Origin of the sequence: Lentzea flava (genome assembly GCF_014648475.1) — a bacterium.
GTDB lineage: Bacteria > Actinomycetota > Actinomycetes > Mycobacteriales > Pseudonocardiaceae > Lentzea > Lentzea flava.
Genome location: NZ_BMRE01000025.1, coordinates 58764 through 83595 on the forward strand (window position 1 = coordinate 58764; position 24832 = coordinate 83595).

Below are 24832 nucleotides of genomic sequence, written 5' to 3' on the forward strand. Positions count from 1 at the left end.
CCAGGAGGGGACACTACTCCAGGTGCGCGACTTCTTACCCCGTGTGCGTGATCACGAAACCACGACCTGAGTTGGTGTGCTCATCAGAAATGGGGTGCGGCGGGTTCCCGCACCGCCCCACACTGCCCCTCGTGATCGAGCTTCCCGACGACCTCCGCGACAAGATCGAGACCCACCTCGCCGAGGGTGACGTTCTCCTCGCGCGGTTCTGGCTGCGCCGGCACTGTCCGCAGACGGTCAGCTCGGATGAGGTCGACGACACGCTCCTGGCCCTGGCCGAGAGCAAGGGACTCCCGATCGCCTGCACGTGCTGCGGCGAGCCGGGAGCCGTGTTCCGGCCGCACCTCGTCCTGAACCCGACGTGTGAGCGTTGCGCAGCGCAGCGGAGGACGTGGACGTGCCCCGAGTGCGGGAGCCAGATCGAGTACGACGCGGACGCCGGGTGCAGCAGCTGTTCGAGCTGCGAGGCCAGGCCGCTCTGGGAGGCGCTGCCGCAGTCCGTCCGCGACGAGATCGGGGAGATGGTCGACAACGACCGCGCGATCCCGTCGATCTACCGGCTGATGGAGCTGGACGGCGGCAAGCGCCCCAACACCGAGTACATGCGGATGGTCAGCTACCGCATGCGCCTGCGGCGCGCTGATCAGAACAGGCGGAACTCGTCCGGCTCGATCCCGCGCAACGCGTCGTAGTCCAGCACCACGCACCGGATCCCGCGGTCTTCGGCCAACGTCCGCGCCTGCGGCTTGATCTGCTGCGCGGCGAACACACCCTGCACCGGCGCGAGCAACGGGTCGCGGTTGAGCAGCTCCAGGTACCGGGTCAGCTGCTCGACACCGTCGATCTCACCCCGCCGCTTGATCTCCACGGCGACCGAGGCCCCGGAGGCGTCGCGGCACATCAGGTCGACGGGACCGATGGCGGTCGGGTACTCGCGGCGCACCAGGGTCCAGCCCTCGCCCAGCGTCGTGACGTGTTCGGCGAGCAGCTTCTGCAGGTCCGCCTCGACGCCGTCCTTCTGCAGGCCGGGTTCGGGGCCGAGCTCGTGCTTGGAGTCGTGCATCACCTCTTCGAGGGTGATGATCAGCTTCTCCCCCGCCTTGTTCTGCACGGTCCAGATGTCCGGGTCCTCGATCAGCCAGCAGGGCGGGCTCATCCAGTTCAACGGCTTGTAGGCACGGTCGTCGGAGTGGATCGACACCGAGCCGTCTGCCTTGATCAGCAGCAGTCGCTGAGCCATCGGCAGATGGGCGGTGAGTCGTCCTACGTAGTCGACCTGGCAGCGAGCGATGACGAGACGCACCGCGACAGGCTACGGGGTGTGTCCAGAAACGGGTCGTTAGGTACGGTCCGTGGCGTGGAGACCCTTGGCACCCGTCAGGTGTACGCAAACCCGTGGATGGCCGTTCGCGAGGACGAGATCCGTCGTGCGGACGGCACGAACGGCATCTACGGCGTGGTCGAGAAGCCGGACTTCGCCCTGATCATCCCGCTGGACGGCGAACGCGTGCGGCTCGTCGAGCAGTACCGGTACCCCATCGGGATGCGGCGCTGGGAGTTCCCCCAGGGCACGGCGCCCGACCGGGAGGACTCCGACCCGGTCGAGCTCGCCGCCCGCGAACTCCGCGAGGAAACGGGTCTGCGCGCGGGCAGGATGATCGAGCTCGGCGTGCTGGACGTGGCGCCGGGCATGTCGTCGCAGCGCGGGCGGGTGTTCCTCGCCACCGAGCTGACCGAGGGCTTCCACGAGCGGGAGCACGAGGAGCAGGACATGCGCTCGGCGTGGTTCCCGCGTGCCGACCTCGAGACGATGATCGCGAAGAGCGAGATCACCGACGCCCAGTCGATCGCCGCCTACACGCTCCTCCTGCTGCACGAACACTCGCAACCCTAGTTCTGGCAGCCCTGAAAGGCCGCCCGGTAGGCGTTCGGCGAAGTCCCGGCGATCCTCTTGAACCTGTCGCGGAACGCCGTGGCCGAGCCGAACCCGACCCTGCTCGCGATCAGCTCCACCGAGTCCCTGGTCGTCTCCAGCAGGTGCTGCGCCTGACGCACCCGCGCCCGGTGCAACCACTGCAACGGCGTCGTCCCGGTCTGCTCGCGGAACCGCCGGTTCAGCGTCCGCGTGCTCATGCCCGCCTGCCGCGCCAGGTCGTCCAGCGTCAGGTCACGCGAGGCGTTGGCCTCCATCCACAGCAACAACGGTTCGAGCTCCGCTCCCTGCGGCGCCACCGGCGGCGTCACGATGAACTGCGCCTGCCCGCCTTCTCTCTCAAGGGGCATCACGGCGAACCGCGCCGCATCGGCCGCCACCGCCGACCCGTGGTCGCGCCGGATCATGTGCAGGCACAGGTCCAGCCCGGCCGCGGCGCCCGCCGACGTCAGGAACTGCCCGTTGTCCACGTAGAGCACGTCCGGGTCGACCTCGAGAGCCGGAAACCGCGCCGCCAGCTCCGCGGCTCCGAGCCAGTGCGTGGTCACCCGCAACCCGTCCAGCAGGCCGGTGGCCGCGAACACGAACGCCCCCGTGCAGATCGACGCGATCCGCGCACCTCTCGCCGCGGCCTGCCGCAGCGCCTCGATCAACCGCTCGGGCACGACGAGGCCCGGATCGTGGCCCGGCAGCACAATCGTGTCCACTTCGGACAGCAACTCCAAGCCGTGCGGCACTTTCAGCTCGAAGCAGCCCGCGTCGACGGTCCTCTTCGGACCGCAGACCCGGACCCGGTAGCGCCCGCTCCAGTTGAACGCGTCGACCGGCGTCGCGAAGTCGAACGGGACGACGCTGTCCATCGCCACCACAGCCACCTCGTGCACGTCCACCACGGTAGCTGGCGAGAATCCGTTGGAACATGGCATTCCAGCCAGTTTTGAAACGATCACCCCGGTCCTACCGTCAGGACCATGAGCAAGCTGTTCCTCTCGCTGCACGTCCTCGCGGCCATCATCGCGATCGGCCCGGTCACGGTGGCAGCCAGCATGTTCCCGAAAGCCGTGACCGGCAACGGCAACCCCGAGCTGCTGCACCGGATCTGCCGGGTCTACGCCCTGATCGGCATCTCGGTGCCGGTCTTCGGGTTCGCGACGGCCGGCGTGATGGGCGTGACCGGCCACCCGTGGGTGATCGTCTCGATCGCGCTCACCACCGCCGCCGCGTTCGTGCTGGCCCTGAAAATCCTTCCCGGCCAGGAGAAAGCGATCAGGACCAAGGACGTCAAGCACCTGGCCGTGTACACGGGCGTCTTCAACCTGCTCTGGGCGACCGTGACGGTGCTGATGATCCTCCGGCCGGGCTCGACGACGGGTGCTTAGCGCTGCGACACCGGCCGAACCACGATCTCGTTGACGTCGACCTCGGCGGGCTGCGAGATCGCGTACGCGATGGCGTCACCGATCGCCGACGCCGGCAGGGCGATCTTGCGGAAGTCCTCCATCAACGACGTCGCGTAGTCCTCGGTGATGGTGTCCGCCAGCTCGGACTCCGTGACACCCGGCGAGATCACGGTCACCCGCAGGTCGTCGCGCTCCTGCCGCAGCCCCTCGGACAGCGCCCACACCGCGTACTTCGTCGCGCAGTACACGGCAGCCGTCGGCATGACCATGTGCGCGGCGATCGAGGCGACGTTCACGATGTGCCCACCATCGGCGAACCGGGGCAGCACCGCGGCGATGCCGTTCAGCACGCCGCGGATGTTCACGTCCACCATGCGGTCCCACTCGTCGACCTTCAACGAACTCATGAGGGACAACGGCATCACGCCCGCGTTGTTCACCAGCACGTCGACCCGGCCGTACCGTTCGACCGCTGCGTCCACAAAGGACTGAAAGGATTCCCGCGAGGTCACGTCCAGCGGCGCGTAGGCACCACCGATCTCCGAAGCCAACGCCTCCAGCCGATCGACCCGGCGCGCCCCGAGGAACACCTGGTGCCCGGCCGCGGCCAGCACACGGGCCGTGGCCTCGCCGATACCGCTGGAAGCTCCACTGATCAACACAACTTTGCTCATGGCCACAACGATGGCCAGCGCGAACGACGCCAACCAGGACACCTTCTCCCTAGGTGTGACACACCCGGGCAGCACGCGCGGAAGACGAATACCCTCGACCACGTGCTCGGCGAGTTCCTGAAGGCCCACCGCGCCCGCGTCAGCCCGGAGGACGCGGGCCTGCCCAGCCACACCCAGCGCAAGGTCAAGGGCCTCCGACGAGAAGAGGTCGCCGTCCTGGCGGGCGTGAGCGCGGACTACTACGCGCGCCTGGAGCAGGGCCGGGAGACCAACCCGTCGGCCCAGGTCCTGGACGCCCTGAGCCGCGCCCTCCGGCTGGACACCGACGCACGGGCCCACCTGCACCGCCTGGCAGGGGTCGTCGCCGAGGAAGGCCACGAGACCGACGTCGTCAGCCCGGAGCTGCGGCGGCTGATCAGCGGCCTGCACGACATGCCGGCGTTCGTGATGAACTCGCTGCTCGACATCCTCGCCACGAACGCGCTGGCCGACGCCCTCTACGAGCCGTTCACGCCGGCCGACAACGCCGCCAGGATGACGTTCCTCGACCCCGCGGCGAAGAGCTTTTACCCGCGTTGGCAGTGGGTCGCGCAGAGCACCGTCGCGCACCTGCGGCGGACGGCGGACCCGAAGTCCCAGCGCCTCGAGCACATGGTGGCCGAGCTGAACCAGCACCCGGTGTTCCGGGAGCTGTGGGCACAGCACGAGGTGCGTGGGAAAACGCAGGACGCCAAGGACTTCGTGCACCCGGCGGTGGGCCCGCTCACCCTCAACTACCACTCGTTCGACGTGCGCGAGGCGCCCGGCCAGTTCCTCGTGATCTACCAGGCGGAGCCGGGCCCCAACGCCGACGCGCTGAAGCTCCTCGCGACCAGCCGGGCCACCTCGGGTACCGCTTCCACGGGAACGACGCCGCTGTGGCTGGCGGCGCGAAGCTGAGAATCCCGGTCCTCCTGCAGGAGAACCGGGATTCCGCCGCACCTACAGCCGGACCCTGCCGTCCGCGTGGCCGGTGGGGATGGCGAACCAGGAGTGCCAGCCACCGTTGGTCGTGATGCTCGCCGACCAGAACGTCGACATCACGTGACCGTCCGGCGCCGCGGTGAAGAGCTGCGCCTGCCCGTTGATCGTCGTCACGGAGACCGCGGCGCCACGGCCGGTGACGCCGTCGGCATAGCCCGTCGGGATGGCGAACCAGGCGTGCCAGCCACCGTTGTCGGTCGTGGTCGGCGTCCAGAAGGTCGACATGACCCGGCCGTCCGCACCGGTGGTGAACAACTGGGTACCGCCCGCCGTCACGGTCGAACCCGGCGCCGTCACCCCGTCTGCGTGACCCGTGGGAATCGTGAACCACTCGTGCCAGCCACCGTTCGTCGGGATGCTCGCCGACCAGAACGTCGACATCACCCGACGATCAGGAGCGGTCGTGAACAGCTGCGCCTGCCCGTTGATCGTGGTCACCGAGACCGTGGAGCCGGGAGCGGTCATGCCGTCCGCGTAGCCCGTCGGGATCGCGAACCAGGCGTGCCAGCCACCGTTCGTGGTGATGTTCGGCGACCAGAACGTCGACATCACGCGGCCGTCCGCACCGGTGGTGAACAGCTGGGTACCGCCCGCCGTCACGGTCGAACCCGGCGCGGTCACCCCGTCGGCGTGACCCGTCGGAATCGAGAACCACTCGTGCCAGCCACCGTTCGTCGCGATGCTGCCCGACCAGAACGTCGAGATCACGTGCCGGTCCGGAGCGGTCGCGAACAGCTGCACCTGGCCGTTGATCATCGTGACGGACACGGCCGAGCCGCTCGCCACCCTGCCGTCGGCGTACCCGGTCGGGATGGCGAACCACTCGCGCCAGCCACCGTTGGTGGGGATGCTGCTCGACCAGAACGTGGAGATCACCCGCCCGTCGGGGGCCGTGGTGAAGAGCTGCGTCTGGCCGTTGAGCGTCGTCACGGACACCGTCGCGCCAGGCGCCGCCGTGCCGTCCGCGTAGCCCGTGGGAATGGCGAACCAGGCGTGCCAGCCACCGTTGTCGGTGATGTTCGGCGACCAGAACGTCGACATGACGTGACCGTCGGCGCCGATGCCGAAGAGCTGCGTCCCGCCGGCGGTCACCACCGAGCGCATGCCGGCCGTGGCGGGCGGAGCACCCCACAGCAGGTTGGCGATCTTCACCGCGTCGTTCGCCTCGACGCCGTACTTGAAGCGGAGGTCCTCCCTGGGCCGCTGCACGTCGGCGGCCACGTCACCGATCGGCGCCGTGTTCCAGGAACCGTTGGGGTAGAACTGTTGCATCACGTCGAGGAACTTGTTCGTCGCCTTCACCGGGTTGGTGCGGTCGGCGAAGCTGCCCCAGCTGTCGCGCTGCTGGAACAGCCCGACCGAGTCGAGGTCGCCGCCGTCGACGTTCCTGATGGTGGATTCGACGATGACCGTGGACATGGCGATCGCGGCGGCCCGCTGGTTGAGCCCCCGGTCCTTGACCGCCTGCACCACGGCTCTCGCGCAGGACGCGCGGTAGGCGGTCATGTTGCCGCGCATGGTGTTGGTCAGCTGCGGGTTGAGCGCCGCCGCGTTCTGTTCGTCCTGTTGGGACGGTCCACCGGTCACGCAGGGCAGGGTGTTGAGGGAGGAGTTGACGTTCTGGGCGGAGAGTTCGGAGGAGTCGTCGACCGGAGCGGCCGACACGGGTGAGATCGCCAGGAGAACCCCGCTGAGAGCAGCGGCAACGGCGACCATCGTGCTGGTTGCACGCATGGCAAAGCCTGCTTTCCAGGAAGAGGAAGGGGCGCGCCGGTCGGGAACCGGCGCGCCGTGCGGGGATCAGATCCGGACGTGGCCGTTGGAGTGGCCGGTGGGGATCGCGAACCAGGAGTGCCAGCCACCGTTGGTCGGGATGCTGCTCGACCAGAAGGTGGAGATCACCTGACCGTCCGGCGCCGCGGTGAAGAGCTGCACCTGACCGTTGAGCGTCGTGACGGAGACCCCGGAACCCGTGGCCGACTTGCCGTTCGCGTACCCGGTCGGGATGGCGAACCACTCGCGCCAGCCACCGTTGGTCGGGATGCTGCTCGACCAGAAGGTCGAGATCACCTGGCCGTCCGGGGCGGTGGTGAAGAGCTGGGTCTGGCCGTTGAGGGTGGTGACGCTGATCCGGGAGTTGGGTGCCGTGGTGCCGTCCGCGTAGCCGGTGGGGATGGCGAACCAGGCGTGCCAGCCACCGTTCGTGGTGATGGTCGGCGACCAGAACGTCGACATCACGTGACCATCAGCACCTGTGGTGAACAGCTGGGTGCCGCCCGCGGTGATGGTGGCGTTCGGCGCGGTGATGCCGTCGGCGTGGCCGGTCGGGATCGCGAACCACTCGTGCCAGCCACCGTTGGTCGGGATGCTCGACGACCAGAACGTCGAGATCACCCGGCGGTCCGGAGCCGTCGTGAACAGCTGCGCCTGGCCGTTGATCGTCGTGACCGAGACAGTGGAGTTCGGCGCGGTCTTGCCGTTCGCGTAACCCGTCGGGATCGCGAACCACTCGTGCCAACCACCGTTGGTCGGAATGCTCGGCGACCAGAACGTCGACATCACGTGGCCGTCCGCGGCCGTGGTGAACAGCTGCGTGCCGCCGGCCGTCACGACCGAGCCAGGAGCGGTGACACCGTCGGCGTGGCCGGTCGGGATCACGAACCAGTCGTGCCAGCCACCGTTCGTCGGAATGCTCGGCGACCAGAACGTCGAGATCACGTGACGGTCCGGAGCGGTCGTGAACAGCTGCGTCTGGCCGTTGATCGTCGTCACCGAAACCGTGGAGTTCGGCGCCGTCGTCCCGTCCGCGTAACCCGTCGGGATCGCGAACCACGCGTGCCAGCCACCGTTGTCGGTGATGTTCGGCGACCAGAACGTCGACATCACGTGGCCGTCCGCGCCGATGCCGAAGATCTGGCTGCCGCCCGACGCGGTCACGATCGAACGCACGCCGGCGGGCGCCTGCGGTGCGTCGTCGATGACGTTGTGCGCACGGAGCCCGCGGTAGCCGCCGTTCACCAGCTTGCTGCGGGTGTACCTGCTCGCGATCGTGCCGGGATCGGGGCCTTCGATGCCTCCGTACGAGGTCGACTCGTACACGTTCGCGACGGTGTGGCTGCTGTCCGTCCAGCTGACGAACAGCACGACGTGGTTCTCCACGTCGTTGATCGCGTCACCCGGCTTCAGCTCGTCGAGGCTGTTCAACCAGGTGCCGAAGTTGTGCAGCGTGCGCGTCGTCTCCGAGCGGGAGAGCCCCCACGCCATCGAGACGAAGCCGGAGCAGTCGGTGCGGTAGGTGCCGTACTGGTTGGTGTACGACTTGAGCTGCGAGTACTTCACGTTCGGGTCGACCCAGCTGCGGGCTCGGGTGAGGACCTCGCTGCGGGTCAGCGTCGCGCTGGCCGCGATGTCTTCCTGCGTGACGGTCATGGACGCCGTGGCGGGCGTCTCGGCCTTCTCGGGCTTCTCCGGTGCCGCCGTCGCGGGCGGCGCCAGCAGCGTCGCGCCGAGCGCGGACACGAGGGCCGCTGCGACGGCTAACGCTCTTGATCTGCGCAGAGCTGTGCTCAGTGAACTCATTTCACTCCCCCAGGCTGATGTTGTGCCTTGCTGGGGAAGACTGTCGTCCGCTCACCTGCAAAAACTCTGCAACTGGTTCTGCAGTCGCCCTGCAGACGGCTTGCAGGCGGTCTGCAGGCCCGTCCTGCTGACTAGTCGGGCCAGACGGGTGGCCGCTTCTCCAGGAACGACGCGCGCCCCTCCTTGGCAGAAGGAGACTGCGAGGTCTCGGCCATGACGGCCAACGCGATCTCGTAGGCGTCCGCCTCCGGCCGGTCCAGCTGCGCGTAGATCGTCCGCTTCCCAACGGCTTTCGATGCCCGCGAACCCCTGGTCGCCCGCGCCAGCAGGTCGTCGACCTCGGCGTCCAGTGCGTCAGCTGGCACCGCCCGGTTGATCAACCCCCACTCGACGGCCGTCGCCGCGTCGATCACGTCGCCGGTGAGCACCATCTCCATCAGCCGCTTGCGCCCGATCGAGCGCGCCACCGGCACCGCGGGCGTGTGGCAGAACCACCCCGCTTTGCCGCCGGGCAACGAGAATCCCGCCGTGTCCGCCGCCACCGCGAGGTCACACGACGCGACCAGCTGACACCCGGCCGCCGTCGCCAGGCCCTGCACGCGCGCGATCACCACCTGCGGCACGGACTGGATGGTCTTCATCAGCACCGTGCACAGCTCCAGTAGCAGCCGCACGCCCTCCTCGTCACGGGCGTGCACGTCCGCGAAGTCGTGCCCAGCGGAGAAAACCGGCCCCTCGGCGCCCAGCACGATGCCGGCCGCGTCGGACGCACCCGCCTCCCGGAAGGCCTCCAGGAGCTCGGTCAGATGCTCGGCGGACAGCGCGTTGCGCCGAGCCACCCGATTCATCGTGATCCGGACGACGGACCCGTCCCGCGCGACGTCAACCATCCGCCAACGCTAACCCAGAATCTCGTCCGCGAACTGTTGAAGCGCGGCGAGGTCCACCTTCGCGACGGCGGGCAGCACACTCGGCCAGTCGCCGTCGATGAGCGCTTCGGCCACGTACGACCGCGCCCCTGCCGTGTCCCGGCCTGCGGCGATCGCCCGCAACCGCATCTTGCGCTCCTCCTCGGCCCGTCGCGCCGGATCGGTGATGAGCGCGGCGAGCCGCGCCGCCTCCTCGTGCTCACCGCGTTTGTCCAGCACAGTGGCGAACTCGACGTACACCCCGTCGCGGTAGTAGACGTCCGCTATCTCACCCGCTGCCGCTTTCCACTGGCCGAACAACTCCCGGCGCAGCTCGGGATCGCCCGGCGCTGCCTTCGCCAGCGCCTGCAGCACCTCCGACTGCTCCGACGGTTTGGTGCTGGAGCGCACCAGGGTCAACGCCCGCTCGAACTCGCCGATGACGGCCAGGGCGGTGCCCGCGTTGGGGAGCCAGTAGTTCGGGATGTCGAACCTGATGTCGTCGGCATCCCTGATGATCAATTCCTTCACCCGGTCGCGAGCAAAGCCCTCCGGGGCTGTCCGCGCGACCGCGGCCAAGGCCTGGTAGCGGTGACTCTCGTCCCTGATCGCGCTGAGGCGTTCCAGCGCCTTCTCATGATGTCCGAGCCAGGACAGCGGCTCGATCAACCGCAGTCGAAGAGCGGTGCGGTCATACTCCTCGACAGCGGCGTCGACGGCGGCCTCGAGTTCTTCGACGATCCTCCGAACCATCGCCACGTCGCCGACGCGGAGCAGAACGTCGATGACTTTCTGGTACCGCCAGGGAGCCCCTGCGCGCTCGATTCGAACCAACTCGTCGGCGAACGCACGTGCCGACGCGTCGTCCGCCCTGTCCAGCGCGTCGGACACGAACTCCGCGAACGCCTCCAGCCGCAGATCCGGGTTGTCCGTCGCGCGCACCAGCCGCTGGGCCCTCTCGCTGTCACCCGCTTGCATGAGCGCGAGCGCGAGATCGATTCGAAGCTCGGTCAGCTGTGTCTTGTCCGCACCTCTCCGCGCGCTCTCCTCCGTCATCAGGCACAGGGTCCGAGCGCGATCGGTGTCGCCGTTGGCCACCGCAGTCGCCGCAATCGCCGCGACCCCCGCCGCGCGGGAGAAGCTGTCGGTCACTTCGCCGAGCAAAGCGAGCGCACGTTCGACATCGCCGTGCTCCACCGCCGCTTTCGCGAGTGATTGGAACTCTCGGTCCAGGGTGGTCGTCCCGTCGATCGCACGAACGAAACCGGCGGCGCGGTCGAACTGCCCTTCCCCTGCCAGCGACGAGGCAAGTCTGGCACAGGCGTCGTCATGCCAGCGCACGGCGGCCACGAACCGCATCGCGCGAGCATCGTCGCCCGCGTCGACGGCGGTCTCGGCCGCGAGCAGGAGCGCGCGGTCGCGCTCGTGGTAGTCCACGACACGGGCGGCGAGCGCGAGCGCTCGCTCGTCCTCACCGAGTTCGGCCAGGCCCACGATCTGGCGCTCCGGCGAGGAGTCGTACTCGCGTCGTGCGATCACACCCGCGACCTGCGCTGCTCGGGCGTCATCGGCGACGGCCGCCACTTCGATCAGTTCGGCGACGGCAGGATTGAACGCATTCAGCCGAAGTACCTCGTCCACCGCGCCGGCGTCGAACGCAACCCTGGTGAGGATCCACGCGGTCCGGCGCACATCGCCGGACTCGGGAAGGCCGGCCAGTGCACGCGCCGCCGCCCCGGCGAGCCGACGAGCCCGAGGACTGTCGTTCACCCACAACGCACGCTGAGCCAGTTCCGTCAGGCCGTTGGCACGCGCCACATGATCGGCGTGCCGGCCGAGCACCGTTGCCGCCAGATCCGCGAGCCGGGCATAACGGTCGTGGTCACCCCCGTCCAGCGCAACCACGGCCAGACCGCCGAGCGTCTCGGCTTTGACGAGTTCGTCGGCAATTCCGGCGGCGAGAGTGTCCGCGGACGCGTTCAGCTCCGCTGCGCGTTCCGGCATTCCGAGCCGGGTCATGACCGATGCCAGTCCGGCCAGCACCAACGCCCGGCCATCGGAACCCACGACGTCGGGCAGAACCGCCTCGGCTGCGGTGACCAGCTGTGCGGCCTGCGCGGCATCGCCGTTCTCGACGTGGACCAGCGCCAGATCAATCCACGTGTCCGCACGCACGAAGGGGGCCGCGATCCGCTCGGCGAACTTGGTTGCACGGGCCGTGTCACCGAGTGCCAGCACGTGGTCGATCATCCCGACGAGCAGCTCGTCCGGCTCGATGCTCAAGGCCGCGAACCGCAACGCGCGGTCGTCGTCACCCTCGTCCACAGCTTCCGTCGCCAGAGTGCGCAGCGGATTGACGCGTCTGAATTCGCTGTCGATCGCGAGAACGTAGCGCAGCGCTCGCTCGGCGTCGTGGTGCACTGCGGCCGCGAGGTCCTCCAAGACGTCTTTGCGGTAGTAGTCCTCGCGCAGTGTCAGCACGTATCGCATCACCAGCTCGTCGTTCTCGGTGCTCAGCAACTCACCGAGAACCCCTTTGCACACCCCGCACTGCTGGTAGTTGTTCTCGATGTCAGCCAGCCGCGCAAGAGCCCGTTCATGGTCGCCCCACATCGCGTACAGGCGAACCAGCTTGCCGAGCAGCTCATCGCGGGAGAAGGATTCGCCGATCTGCGCCAGCGCCTCCTCCACCTGGGCGCCGAGTCTTCGAGCGTGGTCCTCGTGATCGCCTCCCGACAACGCTGCCGCCAGATCGAGCAGCACCTCGTAGCGGAAGAGCGGATGACCGACCTTCAGGGCCGCACGTTCCACCTCCTCCGCGACGGTGGGAACGCGGTCCTGGTCATCCGACTCCACGAGCACCGAAATGATCCTGGTCAGCGCCTCGGCCCGCTGCTGATCGTCGGCGATGCTGCTCGCCAGTGCGACAGCGCGGTCGATCTCACCGAGCGACGCCCACACGCCGGGCAGTTCGGGAGGGATGTGAACGTTGCGGTCGCCGAGGTCCACTCGCGCAAGAGCGACCCGTAACAACATCAGCAGGTCCGGCCGAGGGGCGCGGGCGAGCAGGCGCGACGCCGAGTCGATCTCGCTCAGCGCGAGCGCGTCGCCTCCGGTCAACGCCAGCATCCGGTCGTGGCGGGCGCGGTCGGTCGCGCAGGCCACCAGACGTTCCACGTCACCGAGTGCGGCGAGCAGCCGGGGGTACCCGCGCAGCAGATACACCGGGGTGTCCTCGGTCCAGCCGCGCGCACGGTGCCGGTCCGCCCACTCGTGCAGCTGCGCGTGGTAGATCGCGATTCCGTTGCCGTACTTGCGTTCTGCTTGCTCGCGAAGCGTGTCGTGTGTGAACAGGTACACGCGTTCGCCGTGGTCGCGCGACGAGCGGGCGCCGACGCTGCGGCCGAGCATCCCGCCGAACAACGCCTCCAGCTCGAAGGGCGGCTGACCGGTGAGCTCCTCCAGGTCGGATTGGGTGAGACCACCTCCTGACGCGGTGATCAGCCCGAGGACCTGCCGTTGCAGGCCGGGTTTGGCGAGCAGGGTGGTCAGTTCGCGCTTGGCCGCGTCCTCCAGGTTCTTCGCGTACGGCGACGCCGTCAGCTGCCGCGGCACGACCGTCCGAAGTGGATGGTCGCTGCTCACGTCGTCCGGCAGGTCGGGGTGCGGGCGGCTCGCCACCAGCACCCGCACGCCCGGCGGTGGGCGGCGCGGCAGCAACGAGGCGATGCTCGGGCGATCGGTTCCGTCGGCGCGACTCGCGTCCTCGTCCAGGCCGTCGACCACGAGGAGCAGCGTGCGGCCCGCCTCCACGCAGCGAGCGGCGGCGAGGTTGAGCAGCCTCAGCATGTGACCGCGGCGGGCACGGGCTTCCTGCACGAGCTCGGGTGGTTCGCCGACGAGCGCGGTGAGCTGTTCGATCAGCGCCTCGATGAACGCGTCGCTGTCGGACTCGCTGGCCTGGCGCGCGACGATGAAGAACGACACCACGTCCACGCCGTCGGGCGGGTGCAGCGCGAACCACGCGAGCAGCGCCGACTTGCCCGCCCACGGACCGGCCTGCCACCACAGGTAGGGCTCGTCGCCCGCGCAGAAGCGGACCAGTTCGTCCAGCTCCCAGTTGCGGTCGTACAGCCGTTCCGGCGCGGCGTCGGCGACGAGCGCCTGGTAGGCGTTCGTCACCAGCTCGGGTCGTGGTGCGGGCAGGACACCGGGCAGTGGTGCCGGCACGGCCAGCGCGTCGCGCAACGGCGTGCCGTGCTCGGGATCCACGCGGTCGAGAGCGAGGTCCAGCCGGACCGCGGCGAGCCGGCCGAGACCGTCACCGGGGTGATGTTTCGCGATGACACCGACGATGTGGCCGTTGGCCCACAAGGCCGCACCGGACATGCCTTCCCACGGCGACGAATTCTCGTCATCGCGAGCCGTGGCGGGCTCGACGACGACTTCCAGCGTGCCCTCACGCCAGTTCGACAGCACCGCGATCGTGCCGACCGCGTGGCAGGAGTCGCGATAGCGCTTGCCCGCCGCGTCCGTGCGCATCTTCCACCACGGAAAGCCAACAGCCTCAACGGTGAGCACGGCCGCGCGGTCCTCGATGCGCCCGAAGCTGATCCGCGCCACGGTCTCGCCGTCCCGCGGTTCGATCAGCACGACCGCCACGTCCGACACCGGGTCCGCCCACCACGAGATCGCGTCGACGGTCCACTCACCGGGCAGATCGGGTTCGAACCGGATGCGCACCGAGTCCGCGCCGTCGACGACGTGCGCCGCCGTCAGCACGGCGTCGCCGCGCACGCGGTAGCCGGAGCCGCGATGCCGCTCGCCCGCGCGGGTCACGATCAGTTCCGCGACCCGTGCCCGATCGAGCGGCGCGCCGCTCACTTCTCGTCGTCCTCCTCCGCACCGGAGATCTCCAGCGGGCCGGACCTGCCCTTGCGACGCGGGTCGAGCACGAGCTTGATCGTCTGCGTGGTGGCGGACGCGACGGTGGCCTCCGCTCCGAGCTCGACCACCCAGAACTTGACCTTCGCGCCCGGCTTCGCCTCCTTGGTGACGGCGACGGTCAGCTCGAGCTCGACCGGTCCGACCTCGAAGCGCAGGTCCTCGTTCTCACCCGCGTGCATCGCCTCGGTCAGCTCCGACCGCAACTGGCCGATCAGCTCGGCGAGCTCCACCGCCATCGGACACCCCTCCCCGTAGTAACAAGATCTACGGAGAGTTTCTACTCCGGACGAGCAAGCGTTACGAGCTGATCAGCCGAGCTGGTGCACCTCGCGGATCACGGTGACGATCTCGTCCATGATCTCGGTCAGCTCGTAGTCCTTCGGCGTGAACACCCGCGCCACGCCCCGATCGCGCAGCTTGGCGGCGTCGTCCGGCGGGATGATGCCGCCGACGATCACCGGGATGTCCCCGGCTCCTGCGGCCCTCAACCCGTCGACGACCGCGGGCACGACCTCGAGGTGCGAGCCGGACAGGATCGACAGGCCGACGACGTGCACGTCCTCCTGCACGGCAGCGGACACGATCTGCGACGGCGTGAGGCGGATGCCCTGGTAGACGACCTCGAAGCCGACGTCGCGGGCGCGCACGGCGACCTGCTCGGCGCCGTTGGAGTGGCCGTCGAGGCCCGGCTTGCCGACCAGCATGCGCAGGCGCTCACCGATCTCCTCGCCGGTCGCGCGGACGCGGTCGCGCACGCGGGCGATCTCCGAACCGGCCTCGCCCGACGCCGAGGCGCCGGAAACGCCGGTGGGGGCGCGGTATTCGCCGAACGTCTCGCGCAGAGCCTGGGACCACTCACCGGTCGTCACGCCGGCGCGCGCACAGGCCAGCGTCACCTCGACGAGGTTCTGGTCGGTCTTGGCGGCCTCGCGCAACGCGTCCAGAGCCGACTCCACGGCGGCGTTGTCGCGCGAAGCACGCCACTGCCGGATCGCCTCGACGGCGTGCATCTCGACGACCGGGTCGATGGTCTCGATCGCGTTCGCGCCCTCGGCCTGCAGCGGCGACGGTTCGGTGGTGTCGAACTTGTTGACACCGACGACGATCTCCTCGCCCGACTCGACGCGGCGGCGCCGCTCGGCCAGGGACGACACCAGCTGCGACTTCATGTAGCCGGACTCGACGGCGGCGACCGCACCACCCATCGCCTGCACGCGGTCGATCTCCTCGCGGGCGCCGCGCAGGATCTCGTTCACCTTCGCCTCGATCACCGGCGAGCCGTCGAAGATGTCCTCGTACTCCAGCAGATCCGTCTCGTAGGCGAGGACCTGCTGCATGCGCAGGGCCCACTGCTGGTCCCACGGGCGCGGCAGGCCGAGCGCCTCGTTCCACGCCGGGAGCTGGATCGCGCGGGCACGAGCGTTGCGGGACAAGGAAACCGCGAGCATCTCCAGCACGATGCGCTGGACGTTGTTCTCCGGCTGCGCTTCCGTGAGCCCCAGCGAGTTGACCTGCACGCCGTAGCGGAACCGGCGGTGCTTCGGGTTCTCGACGCCGTAGCGCTCCAGCGTGATCTCGTCCCACAGCTGGGCGAACGCGCGCATCTTGCACATCTCCTCGATGAACCGCACACCGGCGTTCACGAAGAAGGAGATGCGGGCGACGACCTCACCGAACTTCTCAACGGGCACCTGCCCGGAGTCGCGCACCGAGTCCAGGACCGCGATCGCCGTGCACATCGCGTACGCGACCTCCTGCGCCGGCGTCGCGCCGACCTCCTGGAGGTGGTAGCTGCAGATGTTGATCGGGTTCCACTTCGGCACGTTCGACACGGTCCACGCGACCATGTCGGTGATCAGCCGCAGCGACGGTCCCGGCGGGAACACGTACGTGCCGCGGGACAGGTACTCCTTGATGATGTCGTTCTGCGTGGTGCCGGCGAGCGCCGACCGGTCCGCGCCCTGCTCCTCGGCCACGGTGACGTACAGCGCGAGCAGCCACATGGCCGTCGCGTTGATCGTCATCGACGTGTTGGCCTCGCCGAGCGGGATCTGGTCGAAGAGCTGCCGCATGTCGCCGATGTGGCTGATCGGCACGCCGACCTTGCCGATCTCGCCCTTCGCGAGCTCGTCGTCGGGGTCGTAACCGGTCTGCGTCGGCAGGTCGAACGCCACCGAGAGGCCCGTCTGCCCCTTGGCGAGGTTCCGGCGGTAGAGCGCGTTGGATGCCGCGGCCGAGGAGTGACCCGCGTACGTGCGCATCACCCAGGGGCGGTCGCGTTCACGGTCAGCTGGGTACGGCACAGCAACCTCCCACAAGTCGTTGTCCGGAGCGTACTGGCCGGTAACCACTGCCGCGCGTGCGATTGCTCACTGAATCGAGACTACGGAGCAGAATGTGAGGTGTGACGGCGATCTACCAGACAGTGGTCGTGTTCGGGGTGATCGGACTGCTGGCGCTGGCGTTGAGGTACTTCGTGGGCAACGACAGACGGCCCGTACCGGATCCCGACGGCACGGACTTCGGGTTGCTGAGCGAGGTGGCGATGGTGCCCACGGAGGAGGCCGCGAACGTCCTCGTGCAGAAGCTGAAGGCGAACGGGGTGCGTGCCACGCGTTCGCGGAACGCGCCGTACCGGGTGATGGTGTTCCCGGCGGACGTCGCGAACGCGCGGCTGGTGCTGAAAACCTAGGAGCTCACGCGCTCCACGTCGGCACCGAGCTTGCGGAGGTTTTCCACGAAGCCAGGGTAGCCGCGCTCGATGTGGAAGATCTCGTAGACCTCGGTGGCCCCGTCCGCGCACAGACCCGCGAGCACGAGCCCCGCACCAGCGCGGATGTCGCTCGCCCACACCGGCGCACTGGACAGCTGCTCGACGCCGCGGATCACGGCGTGGTGACCGTCCGTGCGCGCGTCGGCCCCGAGCCTGATCATCTCGTCGATGAACCGGAACCGCGCCTCGAACAGGTTCTCGGTGATCATCGACGTGCCCTCGGCGACCGCGGACAGCGCGATCGCGAACGGCTGGTTGTCCGTGGCGAAACCGGGGTACGGCAGCGTCACGAAGTCGACGGCCTTGGGCCGGCCGTCCATGACGACGCGGAAGCCCTCGTCCTCGCCCTCGTAGACCGTGACCTCGGCGCCCGCCATGCGCAGCTTCTCGAGCACCAGGTCGAGGTGGTGCGGGTTCACGCCGCGCACCCGCACGTCGCCGCGCGTCATGGCGGCGGCGAACCCCCACGTGGCGCCGACGATCCGGTCGCCGATCACGCGGTGCTCGGTCGGCTGGAGCTCCTTGACGCCGTGGACCGTCAGCGTGGACGTGCCCGCGCCCTCGATCCTGGCACCCATCTGCGTGAGCATCAGGCAGAGGTCGACGATCTCCGGTTCGCGCGCGGCGTTGTCGATGACTGTCGTGCCGTTGGCGAGAACAGCGGCCATCAGGATGTTCTCGGTGGCGCCCATGCTCGGGAAGTCGAGCCAGATCTGCGCGCCGTGCAGCCCCTCGGCCTCGGCGACGATGCAGCCGTGCTCGATCCACGTCTTGGCGCCGAGCTTCTCCAGCCCGCTCTGGTGCATGTCGAGCGGCCGCGAGCCGATCGCGTCGCCACCCGGCAGCGCGACGACCGCGCGCTTGCACCGGCCGACCAGCGGCCCCAGCACGCAGATCGACGCCCGCAGCTTGCCCATCGCCTCGGAATCGGCGTGGTAGCTGAGCTCGGCGGGCGTGGTGATCCTCGCCACGTCACCTTCGAGCTCGACCTCGCACCCGAGGCTGCGCAACGCGTCCGCCATCAGCGGCACGTCGAGGATGTCCGGGCAGTTGGTGAGGGTCGTTGTGCCCTCGGCGAGCAGAGCTGCGGCCATCAGCTTGAGGACGCTGTTCTTGGCGCCGACGACATCAACTTCGCCGACCAGACGTGCGCCACCGTGTACCCGGAAATGCTCGCTCACGCGGCAATCCTACGTACGGCCATAGAGTGCCGTTTATGGCGGTGCATCTCACCAAGATCTACACGCGGGTCGGCGACGACGGCACGACCGGACTCGGCGACTTCTCCCGCGTGCCCAAGACCTCGCCTCGCATCGAGGCGTACGCGGACGTCGACGAGACGAACGCGGCGCTGGGCGTGGCGCTGGCGCTCGGTCAGCTGGCGGAGGACGTCCACGAGGTCGTGCGCAAGGTGCAGAACGACCTGTTCGACGTCGGAGCTGACCTGTGCACGCCGATCGTGCCGGAGCCCAAGTACCCGCCGCTGCGCATCACCCAGGCCTACGTGGACCGCCTGGAGGGGTACTGCGACACGTTCAACGAGCGGCTGGGCAAGCTCGACTCGTTCATCCTGAACGGCGGCACGCCCGGCGCGGCTCTGCTGCACCAGGCGCGCACGATCGCCCGGCGCGCGGAACGGCGTGCCTGGGCGCTCATCGAGGCCGACGCCGAGCACACGAACGTGCTCACGGCGAAGTACCTGAACCGGCTCTCCGACCTGCTCTTCATCCTGGCCCGCGTGGCGAACCCGGACGGCGACGTGCTCTGGCAGCCCGGCGGGAACGCCTAGGAAGCCCAGGGAATGCTGCGGCCCGGAGGCGCTGACTCCAACCAGGACAGGAATCCTGTCAGCGCGTCCGGGCCCATCGCGATCTCGACTTCACCCGAGGCGGACCGGCACCGCAGCACCGTGGCTCCCGCCGGCATTGCGTACGCCTCCGGCCCCGTCGGCTCACGGCGTGCGTCGATCTCGAGCCCGTCTCTGGAAATCAGCTGGTCCGGGCCGGACCCGAGCGAGAGCACACGGAACCAGGCGAACTTGTCGCCCCGGTAGTGCCCCACGCCCAGATGCCAGCCACGGCCACGATCGTCGAACTGGCTGCGCAGGGCGACGTGCACGCCACCCTCACGCAGCAGCCGGATACGTCGCCAGGCGAAGTAGGCGATGACGACCGCCACCCCAAGAAGGATCAGTCCGGCAATCTCGGTGATCCCCACGGCTGCGCCCTCGCGCCCGGTCTCAGGCCGACTGTTCCACGGCCCGCACGCGCGCTGCCGCACGTGCTCGCTCGGCATCGTCGGCGTCCTGCAGTGCCGATCGCGCCGCGTCCACGTCGATCTCGCCCGCAAGCTCGGCGTCCTCGGCGAGAATCGACACGCCGGTGCCGGTCACGGAGAGGAAGCCACCGTGCACGGCGGCGGTGACGAGGCCACCGTCGGTCGTGCGGATGCGCACCACACCGCCCTCGACGAGCTGGCCGAGAACGGGCTCGTGACCGGGCAGGATGCCGATCTCGCCCTCGGTGGTCTGCGCCGAAACAGAGGTGGCCTTGCCGGACCACAGGCGGCGTTCAACGGCGACCAGTTCAACGGTCATCTCGGCCACGCGTATCTCCCTCGTCGTCTGGAGTCGAACTGAGTCTAAACGGTCGCCTGACAACCTTGCCGCCCCGCCCGGTGTCAGTACCCACGACAACCGCCGAAGGGGGGACATGCAGGACTTCGAAGACTTCGTGGCGTTGCGTTCGCAGGCACTGCTGCGCACCGCTTACCTGCTGTGCGGCGGTGACAAAGGCGCCGCCGAGGACATTCTGCAGGACGTCCTGATGGGGATGTACGGCAAGTGGCGGCGCATCCGAACCTCTCCGGAGGCCTATGCGCGCACCGCGCTGGCCAACGCCGCGGCCAACCGCTGGCGACGGCGTTCCCGCAAGCCGGAGGCACCGCTGGAACTGGGGGCGGTGCCTACGTCGCGAGGGCACGAACAGCAGGTCGTGGACGCGGACAGCGTGGTGCGCGCGCTGGCGGAGCTGCCGAGGAAGATGCGCGCGGTCCTGGTGCTGAGGTTCTTCGACGACCTCAGCGAGGCCGAGACCGCCCGCACGCTCGGCTGCGGCATCGGCACGGTGAAGAGCCAGACCTCGCGCGGCCTCGCCCGCATGCGGGAGCTGATGGGTGAGCAGGTGCTGACGTGGAACTGAAGGAAGCGCTGGAGGCCGCGACGGCAGACCTGGACGTGCGGCCGGGATTCGTGGGGGACGTGATGGCCGGTGCGCGGCGACGACACACGCGCAAGCTGCTCGCAATCACCGCGGCGGTCGCGCTGCTCGCGGGCGTGACGACGGGGGTGGCGCTGACCCGCTCCTCCCCCGAGACGTTCACGGCCGGGGACGTGCGGCTCACCGCGGCGACGGCCGGTGACCTGGCAGACCGCACCGACGTCATCGAGCAGGCGCTCACCGCGTGGAACGGGAAACGCCCGGTCCCCGTGACGGAGGTCTCGTCGGACGCGCACGTGTTCTGGACGGCGAACACACCGGACGGCCCCGCAGCGCTGATCGCGCAGTCGGTCCGGGTGAAGGCGTCGGCGGAACCGCAGACCCTGGTGGGCCTGGTGCACGGGACCGAGGTGGTCGACCAGGAGGTCGTCTACCGGGACGGCCGCGAGCAGGGCATCTACCGCATCGGCGACGGCGAGGCGACGTACGTGGTGCTGGGCCTCGGGGAGCGGGTCTTCTGGTCGGTGAACCCCGTGCGGGGACCGGACCTCAGGTACTCGCGCGCGTGGCAGGACGCCGAGATCCACGACGGGGTGGCCGTCGTGCGCGCCAAACCCGCGGAAAGCCCCGTCTTCCTGCGCACGACCATCGCGCCCGCCGCCGACGACTTCTCGCGCCTCGGTGAACGGATCTCTCCACGCCAGGAGATCGAGCAGGCGCCGCCGCGCACCGGCCTCGGCTGGTCGAGCGTCCTGTGGGCCACGTCCAGGCAGGACCCCGGCAAGCCGGGCCAGAGCCAGGACAAGCTGGTCTCCGAGGACCTCCGCAGACGCGGCTACATGGACTACGGCCATCCACTGGTGCTGTGGGAGGTGCGCGCCTGGCTCCCGGACGGCAGGTACGCCGTGGTGACGGAGACGAACGGGGACCTGATCGGGGCTCTCTACCAGGCGGACGGCACGTTCGACCGGGTGCTGCCCGGCGGCCCCGCGGTGCGAGGCAAGCCGGTGCCGGTGCGGCTCGTGTTGCCGGACGGTCAGGGCACGATCCTCGCCGACCGCAACGCGTTGCTCGGGCCGGAGGAGCGCGAGGGCGCGTGGCTCGCACCGCCCGGCACCACGGAGGTGACCATCTGGCGCTCCGGCGACCAGGTGGTCGTGCCGCTCTAACCGCCGTGCCAGGACCGCCAGAGCGTCGCGTACGTGCCGTCTCTGGCGACCAGGTCGTCGTGGGACCCCAGCTCCACGACGCGGCCCGCGTCGACGACGGCGATCCGGTCGGCGTCCCGCGCGGTCTGCAGCCGGTGCGCGATCGCGATCACCGTGCGACTCTCCCGCACGGCCGCGATCGCGCGCTCGGCGTGCCTGGCGGTGGCCGGGTCCAACGACGACGTCGCCTCGTCCAGCACCAGCGTGTGCGGGTCGGCGACTTCCACCCGTGCGAGCGCGAGTTGTTGTGCCTGAGCGGGATCGAGCTCCACGCCGCCCGCGCCGAGCCTGGTGTCCAGACCGTCCGGCAGCTCGTCGAACCACCGCGCGTCCACGGTTCGCAACGCTTCGACCAGCCGCTCGTCCGGCGCGTCCGGCGCGGCCATCGCCAGGTTCTCCCGCAGCGTTCCGATGAACACGTGATGTTCTTGCGTCACCAGCACAACCTGCTGGTTGCCCGCCGCCACGAGATCCGCGACCGGAACTCCGCCCACGAGCACCGAGCCCTCCGCGGGCCGGTCGACACCCGCGATCAGCCTGCCGAGCGTCGACTTGCCCGCACCGGACACACCCACGATCGCGAGCCGTTCTCCCGGCTGCACAACGAGATCCACACCGTGCAGAACCTCATGTCCGTCCACATAGGAGTAACGAGCCCCGCGCACCTCGATGCGATCGTCAGCAGGTTCGCCGACCTCCGGCGAAGGTTCAGCGTTGGCCCCGATCCCCTCGATCCGCGCGAACGACGCTCCGCCGCGTTGCAGGAACTCAATCCACATCAGGATGCGGTCCATCGGCTCGACGAGCCGCCACACCCACAGAGCGCCCGTGACGACGACCTCGATGCTGACACCGTCCGCCGCGTACGCCAGACCGCCCACCAGCAGCACCAGCACGGTCGGCAGGGTGTTCACGAAGGAGCCGATCGGGAACAGGACGTTCCGCAGCCGCAACGTCCGCATCCGCGCCCAGTACAAGCGGTCGATGGTGACGTCGGCCGCTGCCACCATCCGGTCGCGCAGGCCGTACGTCTCGATCGTCCTGCTGCCCTCGCCGACCGCGGCGGAAATCTCGGCCACGTCACCGTTGGCCTCGCTCTCCGCGAGGTACGCGGCACGCGCACGTGCCAGGTACCAGCGAGTCACCCAGACGATGAACGGCAACCCGACGAACGCCACCAGCCCGAGCAGGGGATCCAGCAGGAACATCGCCACGAACACCACGACGATGTGCACCACCCCGGTGAACACCTCTGGCACGCTGTCCCGCAACGCCTGCCCGACCGTGCCGACATCGCTCGTCACGCGCGTGAGCAGATCGCCGGTGCTCAGCCGGTCCACCACCCGTGCAGGCAGGGCCAGCGTCCGCGCCACGGCCTCCTCCCGCAGCGAGGCCAGGAACCGTTCGCCGAGCCGTGCCGTCTGCAGGTTGCTGCACCGCACCAGCAACAGGTGCGCCACCGCCGCAACGAGCACCCCGAGCGCCATGATGTCCACAGTGGACAATTCCAGTCCACCGTCCTGCACCCCAGCCACGATCTTGCCGAGCAGGTACGGCCCGACGAGCCCGGACAACGCCGTCAGCACCGTGAGCGCGAGAACCACGACCAGCGCGCGCCGTTCGTCCCGCAGCAGCCGCGCGGCGGCCAGCCGGACCTCACCCCGGTCCGCGATCGGCAACCGGTTCATCGGGCTTCCTCCAGGTGCACGGTCTGATCGGCCTGCCCGATCCACAACGGCGACGACGACACGACCACGGTGGTCCGCCCGAGCCGCGCCTGTTTCACCCGTCGCGCCACCGCCGCCTCGGTGACCGCGTCCAGCGCCGACGTCGGCTCGACGAGCACCAGCAGGTCCGGTTCGCTGAGCAACGCCCGCACGAGCCTGAGCCGTTGGCGCTGGCCCCCGGAAACGTTGCGCCCCTTGGACTCCAGGTGCGAGTCGAGCCCGTCCGGCAACGCCTCCACGACATCGGCCGCAGCCGCCGCCCAGATGGCCTCCTCCAGTTCGGCGTCGTCGTGGTCACCCACCGACACCGCCTCCCGCAACGGACCGGCGAAGAGGTAGTCGTCGTTGTCCGCCACCACTCCCGGCAACCGGTCCACCGCCTCCCTCGCCAGCGTGGCGTTGGCGGACACCACCACGGTGAGCGCGCCGCTCTTCACGTCCAGCTCAGGCGTGTCGTCACCGCTGTCGTCCGGCTGCAGCTTCAGGATCCCGATCACCCGCCCCGCCGACACCAACGCCCGCGGAATGGCGTCCGCCCCCTCCATGAAGAAGCTGACCGGCACGATCAACGTCGTGACGTACAGGTAGACCGCGAGCATCTCCTCGATCGAGATGGCACCGGTCACCGCCATCCGCGCCACGATCCACGTGACAACGGCCAGGAAGAGCGCAGGCAACCCCCACGTCAACGCGTGCACCCAACTGAGCCACGTCGCCACCCGGTACCCGTCGCGCAGCACCTCACGCGACTTCGCCTCGAAGCGCTCGGCGAACGCCGGCTTGCCGCCGATCCCGGACAACACCCGCAACCCGGCCACGATGTCCCCGGCCCGCGAGCTCAACTCCCCTTGGCTCTGCCGATACCCGGCTTCCACCGCGTGCAGCCGCCGCATCACCGGCCCGGTGGCCACCGCCAGCACCGGCACCCCGAGCAGCACGACCACCGCGAGCAGCACCGAAATCCGCACCAGCAACACAGCCGTGACCACATAGGCGATCACGGCCCCCACGCCAGGCCCGGTGCTCGTGAGCGCGTGCGCGATCCGCGCGGTGTCCCCGTTCTGCAGATACGTCAACTCACCCGTGGACAACTTCCGCCGCACCACGCCACCAAGCCGCGTGACACGCCGAACCACGACCTGCGCCGTCCTGAGCGCCGCATCCGTCCGAACCAGCGTCATCGTGCGATGCCGCGCCAGCCCGACAAGAGCCAGCGCCCCCGCCACGCCGACCAGCGCCAGGCTCCACCACACCAACCCGGCACGATCCTCAGCCCGAAGCGCCCTGACCGCCTGCGAAATGAGATACGGCGGCACGATCAGCCCGCACATCCACAACGACCCCCACCACGCCCCGGCAAGCACCCGCCAGCGCTGCATCCTCACCAGCCACCACAGGTACCGCCAGGGCGATCGGGTGTCAGGCGTGCCCGGATCGTCGTA

At 69.2% G+C, this 24832-nt stretch carries 22 protein-coding genes; 8 read left to right on the top strand and 14 right to left on the bottom strand.

Annotated elements, in window-relative coordinates; genetic code table 11:
* Nucleotides 1-131 precede the first annotated feature (131 nt).
* The gene (locus IEZ09_RS25990; RefSeq protein WP_189256374.1) at nt 132-692 is read left to right on the top strand and encodes a hypothetical protein; all 561 of its coding nucleotides are present in this window, start codon (nt 132-134) and stop codon (nt 690-692) included.
* Here the strand turns inward: IEZ09_RS25990 and nucS are convergent.
* Nucleotides 644-1303, bottom strand: a complete 660-nt coding sequence (gene nucS, locus IEZ09_RS25995; protein ID WP_189256375.1) for an endonuclease NucS — start codon at nt 1301-1303, stop codon at nt 644-646. The two genes, IEZ09_RS25990 and nucS, sit on opposite strands and share 49 nt — an antisense overlap.
* A 54-nt stretch (nt 1304-1357) precedes the next feature.
* On the opposite strand from nucS, the gene IEZ09_RS26000 reads away from it, so the two are divergent.
* The gene (locus IEZ09_RS26000) at nt 1358-1894 is read left to right on the top strand and encodes an NUDIX domain-containing protein (RefSeq protein ID WP_189256376.1); all 537 of its coding nucleotides are present in this window, start codon (nt 1358-1360) and stop codon (nt 1892-1894) included.
* Here IEZ09_RS26000 and IEZ09_RS26005 read toward each other — a convergent pair.
* The gene (locus IEZ09_RS26005; RefSeq protein ID WP_189256377.1) at nt 1891-2817 is read right to left on the bottom strand and encodes a GlxA family transcriptional regulator; all 927 of its coding nucleotides are present in this window, start codon (nt 2815-2817) and stop codon (nt 1891-1893) included. The genes IEZ09_RS26000 and IEZ09_RS26005 overlap by 4 nt on opposite strands.
* Before the next feature lie 87 nt (nt 2818-2904).
* Here IEZ09_RS26005 and IEZ09_RS26010 point away from each other — a divergent pair, with 87 nt between their 5' ends.
* Nucleotides 2905-3312, top strand: coding sequence for a hypothetical protein (locus tag IEZ09_RS26010; protein WP_189256378.1), 408 nt, complete (start codon nt 2905-2907; stop codon nt 3310-3312).
* Here IEZ09_RS26010 and IEZ09_RS26015 read toward each other — a convergent pair.
* A complete protein-coding gene (locus IEZ09_RS26015; RefSeq protein WP_189256379.1) occupies nt 3309-4007 on the bottom strand; it encodes an SDR family oxidoreductase in 699 nt (232 codons plus the stop codon). The genes IEZ09_RS26010 and IEZ09_RS26015 overlap by 4 nt on opposite strands.
* 102 nt (nt 4008-4109) lie before the next feature.
* Between IEZ09_RS26015 and IEZ09_RS26020 the strand changes: the two genes are divergently transcribed.
* On the top strand, nt 4110-4946 hold the full coding sequence (locus tag IEZ09_RS26020) for a helix-turn-helix transcriptional regulator (RefSeq protein ID WP_189256380.1): 837 nt from the start codon (nt 4110-4112) through the stop codon (nt 4944-4946).
* Between the two features lie 42 nt (nt 4947-4988).
* On the opposite strand, the gene IEZ09_RS26025 is transcribed toward IEZ09_RS26020, so the two are convergent.
* The 6 genes from IEZ09_RS26025 to IEZ09_RS26050 all read right to left on the bottom strand — a co-directional run bounded on the left by IEZ09_RS26025 (nt 4989) and on the right by IEZ09_RS26050 (nt 16767).
* A complete protein-coding gene (locus tag IEZ09_RS26025; RefSeq protein WP_189256381.1) occupies nt 4989-6764 on the bottom strand; it encodes a PLL family lectin in 1776 nt (591 codons plus the stop codon).
* 66 nt (nt 6765-6830) lie between these two features.
* Nucleotides 6831-8609 carry a PLL family lectin gene (locus IEZ09_RS26030; RefSeq protein WP_189256382.1) on the bottom strand — a complete coding sequence of 593 codons (1779 nt, stop codon included), beginning with the start codon at nt 8607-8609 and terminating at the stop codon, nt 6831-6833.
* Nucleotides 8610-8740: 131 nt separating this feature from the next.
* A complete protein-coding gene (locus tag IEZ09_RS26035) occupies nt 8741-9499 on the bottom strand; it encodes an enoyl-CoA hydratase-related protein (RefSeq protein ID WP_189256383.1) in 759 nt (252 codons plus the stop codon).
* 9 nt (nt 9500-9508) lie between these two features.
* Complete coding sequence (locus IEZ09_RS26040) at nt 9509-14401, bottom strand: trypsin-like peptidase domain-containing protein (RefSeq protein ID WP_189256384.1); 4893 nt, start codon at nt 14399-14401, stop codon at nt 9509-9511.
* Nucleotides 14398-14700 (bottom strand): trypco2 family protein, encoded by a 303-nt coding sequence (locus tag IEZ09_RS26045; protein ID WP_189256385.1) that lies wholly within the window; start codon nt 14698-14700, stop codon nt 14398-14400. Before IEZ09_RS26045 ends, IEZ09_RS26040 begins: the two co-directional genes overlap by 4 nt.
* Before the next feature lie 72 nt (nt 14701-14772).
* Nucleotides 14773-16767 (bottom strand): protein meaA, encoded by a 1995-nt coding sequence (locus IEZ09_RS26050; protein ID WP_189256386.1) that lies wholly within the window; start codon nt 16765-16767, stop codon nt 14773-14775.
* A 101-nt stretch (nt 16768-16868) separates the two neighbouring features.
* Here IEZ09_RS26050 and IEZ09_RS26055 point away from each other — a divergent pair, with 101 nt between their 5' ends.
* The gene (locus IEZ09_RS26055; protein ID WP_189256387.1) at nt 16869-17156 is read left to right on the top strand and encodes a hypothetical protein; all 288 of its coding nucleotides are present in this window, start codon (nt 16869-16871) and stop codon (nt 17154-17156) included.
* Here the strand turns inward: IEZ09_RS26055 and murA are convergent.
* Complete coding sequence (gene murA, locus IEZ09_RS26060; RefSeq protein ID WP_189256388.1) at nt 17153-18418, bottom strand: UDP-N-acetylglucosamine 1-carboxyvinyltransferase; 1266 nt, start codon at nt 18416-18418, stop codon at nt 17153-17155. The two genes, IEZ09_RS26055 and murA, sit on opposite strands and share 4 nt — an antisense overlap.
* Nucleotides 18419-18453: 35 nt before the next feature.
* Here murA and IEZ09_RS26065 point away from each other — a divergent pair, with 35 nt between their 5' ends.
* Complete coding sequence (locus IEZ09_RS26065; protein WP_189256389.1) at nt 18454-19026, top strand: cob(I)yrinic acid a,c-diamide adenosyltransferase; 573 nt, start codon at nt 18454-18456, stop codon at nt 19024-19026.
* Here the strand turns inward: IEZ09_RS26065 and IEZ09_RS26070 are convergent.
* A complete protein-coding gene (locus tag IEZ09_RS26070) occupies nt 19023-19454 on the bottom strand; it encodes a DUF2550 domain-containing protein (protein WP_189256390.1) in 432 nt (143 codons plus the stop codon). The genes IEZ09_RS26065 and IEZ09_RS26070 overlap by 4 nt on opposite strands.
* Nucleotides 19455-19476: 22 nt before the next feature.
* On the bottom strand, nt 19477-19842 hold the full coding sequence (locus tag IEZ09_RS26075) for a F0F1 ATP synthase subunit epsilon (protein ID WP_189256391.1): 366 nt from the start codon (nt 19840-19842) through the stop codon (nt 19477-19479).
* A 106-nt stretch (nt 19843-19948) separates the two neighbouring features.
* Between IEZ09_RS26075 and IEZ09_RS26080 the strand changes: the two genes are divergently transcribed.
* The gene (locus IEZ09_RS26080) at nt 19949-20437 is read left to right on the top strand and encodes a SigE family RNA polymerase sigma factor (RefSeq protein WP_189256392.1); all 489 of its coding nucleotides are present in this window, start codon (nt 19949-19951) and stop codon (nt 20435-20437) included.
* A complete protein-coding gene (locus IEZ09_RS26085) occupies nt 20428-21624 on the top strand; it encodes a hypothetical protein (protein ID WP_189256393.1) in 1197 nt (398 codons plus the stop codon). The genes IEZ09_RS26080 and IEZ09_RS26085 overlap by 10 nt, the downstream gene beginning before the upstream one ends.
* On the opposite strand, the gene IEZ09_RS26090 is transcribed toward IEZ09_RS26085, so the two are convergent.
* Together IEZ09_RS26090 and IEZ09_RS26095 are read right to left on the bottom strand one after the other, a co-directional pair.
* Nucleotides 21621-23351: an ABC transporter ATP-binding protein gene (locus IEZ09_RS26090; RefSeq protein WP_189256394.1), complete on the bottom strand. Its 1731-nt coding sequence runs from the start codon at nt 23349-23351 to the stop codon at nt 21621-21623. The genes IEZ09_RS26085 and IEZ09_RS26090 overlap by 4 nt on opposite strands.
* Entirely contained in the window at nt 23348-24769 is a 1422-nt protein-coding gene (locus IEZ09_RS26095) for an ABC transporter transmembrane domain-containing protein (protein WP_229812971.1), read from the bottom strand. Before IEZ09_RS26095 ends, IEZ09_RS26090 begins: the two co-directional genes overlap by 4 nt.
* Nucleotides 24770-24832 lie beyond the last annotated feature (63 nt).

Excerpts from the sequence above, each read along its gene's own strand:
- IEZ09_RS26010 (WP_189256378.1), top strand. The coding sequence starts at position 2,905 with ATGAGCAAGCTGTTCCTCTCGCTGCACGTCCTCGCGGCCATCATCGCG.
- IEZ09_RS26015 (WP_189256379.1), bottom strand. The coding sequence starts at position 4,007 with ATGAGCAAAGTTGTGTTGATCAGTGGAGCTTCCAGCGGTATCGGCGAG.
- IEZ09_RS26025 (WP_189256381.1), bottom strand. The coding sequence starts at position 6,764 with ATGCGTGCAACCAGCACGATGGTCGCCGTTGCCGCTGCTCTCAGCGGG.
- IEZ09_RS26030 (WP_189256382.1), bottom strand. The coding sequence starts at position 8,609 with ATGAGTTCACTGAGCACAGCTCTGCGCAGATCAAGAGCGTTAGCCGTC.
- IEZ09_RS26035 (WP_189256383.1), bottom strand. The coding sequence starts at position 9,499 with ATGGTTGACGTCGCGCGGGACGGGTCCGTCGTCCGGATCACGATGAAT.
- IEZ09_RS26045 (WP_189256385.1), bottom strand. The coding sequence starts at position 14,700 with ATGGCGGTGGAGCTCGCCGAGCTGATCGGCCAGTTGCGGTCGGAGCTG.
- IEZ09_RS26065 (WP_189256389.1), top strand. The coding sequence starts at position 18,454 with ATGGCGGTGCATCTCACCAAGATCTACACGCGGGTCGGCGACGACGGC.
- IEZ09_RS26080 (WP_189256392.1), top strand. The coding sequence starts at position 19,949 with ATGCAGGACTTCGAAGACTTCGTGGCGTTGCGTTCGCAGGCACTGCTG.
- IEZ09_RS26090 (WP_189256394.1), bottom strand. The coding sequence starts at position 23,351 with ATGAACCGGTTGCCGATCGCGGACCGGGGTGAGGTCCGGCTGGCCGCC.
- IEZ09_RS26095 (WP_229812971.1), bottom strand. The coding sequence starts at position 24,769 with ATGCAGCGCTGGCGGGTGCTTGCCGGGGCGTGGTGGGGGTCGTTGTGG.